A 2,884-nucleotide genomic window follows, 5' to 3' on the forward strand; every position below is an offset into this window, starting at 1 on the left:
CTCCCCCGGTGAGATTATCTGCGCGGCCTGGGCCGGCGACTGGCCGAGTACCGGTAACGGGCAAGGGGGAGAGCGACCGATGCGCACCAGGGGTTTCAGGAGCTTCAGAGGTTCCAGTGGTTCCGGCGGTTCCGGGAGGAGGACCAGGCCCGCCGTCGCGGTGGCCCTGCTGGCGGCCGGCGCGGCCGTGCTCGCCGGGGGCGGCCCGGTCGGCGCCGCGCCGGCGGCCGTGCACCGGACGAAGCAGGACCAGCAGGACCAGCAGGAGCAGGCCGATGGCTGCGACGTCACGAAGAGCGTGCCGCCGAGCACCGACGACGGCCCGGCCGTGAAGGCCATCAAGGCCAGGCGCAGCCTGGTGATCGGCGTGGACCAGAACAGCTACCGCTGGGGCGCCCGCAACCCGAACACCGGCCAGATCGAGGGCTTCGACATCGACCTCGCCCGGGCGATCGGCGCGGCCGTCATGGGCGACCCGGAGAAGGTGGTGCTCAAGCCGGTGGCCACGGCCGACCGGATCGACGCCATCAAGAAGGGCCGGGTCGACCTGATCGTCCGCACCATGACGATCAACTGCAAGCGGATGGAGGACGTCGCCTTCTCCAAGCCGTACTTCAACATCACCCAGCGCGTCCTGGTGCCGACGGCCTCGCCGGCGAAGAACATCGACGACGCCGTCAAGGACCAGCGGGTCTGCGCCGCCGCCGGCTCCACCGCGCTGACCGTGGTCACGGAGAAGAAGACCGCCCGGCAGGTCGTCACGGTGGAGAACCAGCTGGACTGCCTGGTCCTGATGCAGCTCGGCAAGGTCGACGCGACCATGACCGACAACGGCCTGGCGGCCGGTCAGGCCGCGCAGGACCAGACCGTGCGGATCGTGGACGGCGAGGCCCAGCCGGAGGTGGTCGGCGTCGCCATGCCGAAGGACAGCACCGACCTGACCGCCCGCGTCAACCAGGTCCTGGCCGACTACTACGCGCGCGGCGACTGGGCCCGTTCGTACGAGCACTGGCTCAAGCCGTACATGCTCAACGAGGCCGACCGCTACTGGCCGGGCACCCGCTGAGCCGGCGTCGGGGCCGCCCCGGGGTCCACCCCGGGCCGGTCCGGGGGCGACGCGGGGGACGGCGCGGGGGAGGTAGCGCGCGGGCCGTCAGCGGGGCGTTGACGGTGCCTTGACGCCCCGCGCCCGCTCCGCCCGAACGGCCACCGGCTAGGGTTCGGGACGATCACCACGGGGAGACCGGTGGTGGACACGGGGGTTGTCGTGGGACCGCACGTCCGGTACGTCCAGCACGTCAGGTACGTCAGGAACGTCAGGCACGTCGGGATCGCACGCGAGGAAGGAAGGACACCGCGGTGGCGGCATCGGCTGGCCCGGTACTGAACCGGGAGGAGGTCGACCGCGCGCTCGCCCGCCTCGGCGCGGAGCGGGACGCGGTCGAGTCGGCGCTGCTCGCCCTCCAGGACCACTCGGGCCTGCGGCTGCTGGACGGCGCCGAGCTGTCCGGACGCACCCTGGAGCGCTGGTCCGTCGCCGGCAAGGGCCTGCCCCTGCTCTGGGCGCTGTTCGACCGCTACTCCGAGGCGCTGGCCTCGGCGCGCGCCGTCCGGGCCCGCAAGGCCAAGCCCGGCGCGCCCGAACTGGCCGAGCTGAGCGAACTGCTGACCGGCGACGCGGTGACCGTCCCCGGCGGGGTGGTGCCGGACGGCCCGCAGGTGCTCGGCGCGCCGGCCAGGCTGGTCGAGCGGATCAGCCTGGACGCGCTGATGGTCCGGATGAACTCCTGGTACGCCACCGTGCTGGAGGTGGTCAGCGCCGCCGACGCCGTCTGGTCGGCGCTCCCCGCCCGGATCGACCTGCTGCTGGCCGAGCTCCAGCGGGTGCGCACCCTCGCCGCCTCGCTCGGCGTGCGCACCGGGAGCCACCCGCTGGGCGACGACCTGGCCGGGATCGAGCAGGACCTCACCGGGCTGCGCGCCGAGGTCCACGGGGACCCGCTGGCGCTGTGGCGCCCGGCCCGGGTGCCCGCCCAGCGCGGCACCGTCCCGGAGGGCTCGGCCTTCGCCGGCCCGGCCGGGGTGGTCGACACCGAGCGGTTCGACCGGGCCGGGCGGGCGCTGGACGGCGTCCGGCTGGAGCTGGAGGACCTGCTGCGGCTGCGCGACGAGGCCGAGGAGCGCCTCCAGGGCGTCGGCGACCTCCTCCAGCGGGCCGACGCCACCCTGGCCGAGGCCCGCCGGGCGCGCGGCGAGGTGCTGGCGAAGATAGCGTCCAGCGACGTCCCGGCGGTGCCCGGCCCGGCCTCGGCGCTGCGCGAACGGATCGTCGCGGCCCTGGACCTGCGCCAGGCCGGGCAGTGGGGCCGGCTGGCGCCGCTGCTGGACACGCTGGAGGACGCCGCCGCCAAGGAGCTGGGCCGGGCCCGGCAGTCGCTCACCGAGGTGACCCAGCCGCTGGCCGTCCGGGCCGAGCTGCGCGGCCGGCTGGACGCCTACAAGGCGATGGCGGCCCGGCTGCGGGTCTCCGAGGACCCGGAAGTGATCGAACGGTACGAGAAGGCGCGCTGGCTGCTGTGGAGCGCGCCCTGCGACCTGCGGGCGGCGGCCGCCGCGGTGGCCCGGTTCCAGCAGTCGCTGCGCCCGGCCCAGACCGAGGCCGGGCAGGCACAGGAGGCGGCCGGCCAGGAGCCGGCCGACGGACAGGTCCAGGGGGGCTGAGGGTGATGGGCGGGACGTGCGAACGGCCGGAGTGCTCCGGCAGCGGCAGGATCGACGCCGACGGCTACTGCGACGAGTGCGGGCTCGCCCCGGCGGGCGGGACCACCGCGACCACCGGAGCGGCGGGGGCACCGGGCGCGGGGGCGACGGGGGCCACGGGGGC

2 protein-coding genes are annotated in these 2,884 nt (G+C 75.2%); both read left to right on the plus strand.

Annotated elements, in window-relative coordinates:
• Nucleotides 1-160 precede the first annotated feature (160 nt).
• A complete protein-coding gene (locus AE652_RS38910) occupies nt 161-1,066 on the plus strand; it encodes a glutamate ABC transporter substrate-binding protein (RefSeq protein ID WP_053112543.1) in 906 nt (301 codons plus the stop codon).
• A gap of 293 nt (nt 1,067-1,359) precedes the next feature.
• On the plus strand, nt 1,360-2,721 hold the full coding sequence (locus AE652_RS38915; RefSeq protein WP_234348701.1) for a hypothetical protein: 1,362 nt from the start codon (nt 1,360-1,362) through the stop codon (nt 2,719-2,721).
• The last annotated feature ends 163 nt before the right edge of the window (nt 2,722-2,884 follow it).

Source organism: Kitasatospora sp. MY 5-36 (genome assembly GCF_001182915.1).
Classification (GTDB): Bacteria; Actinomycetota; Actinomycetes; order Streptomycetales; family Streptomycetaceae; genus Kitasatospora.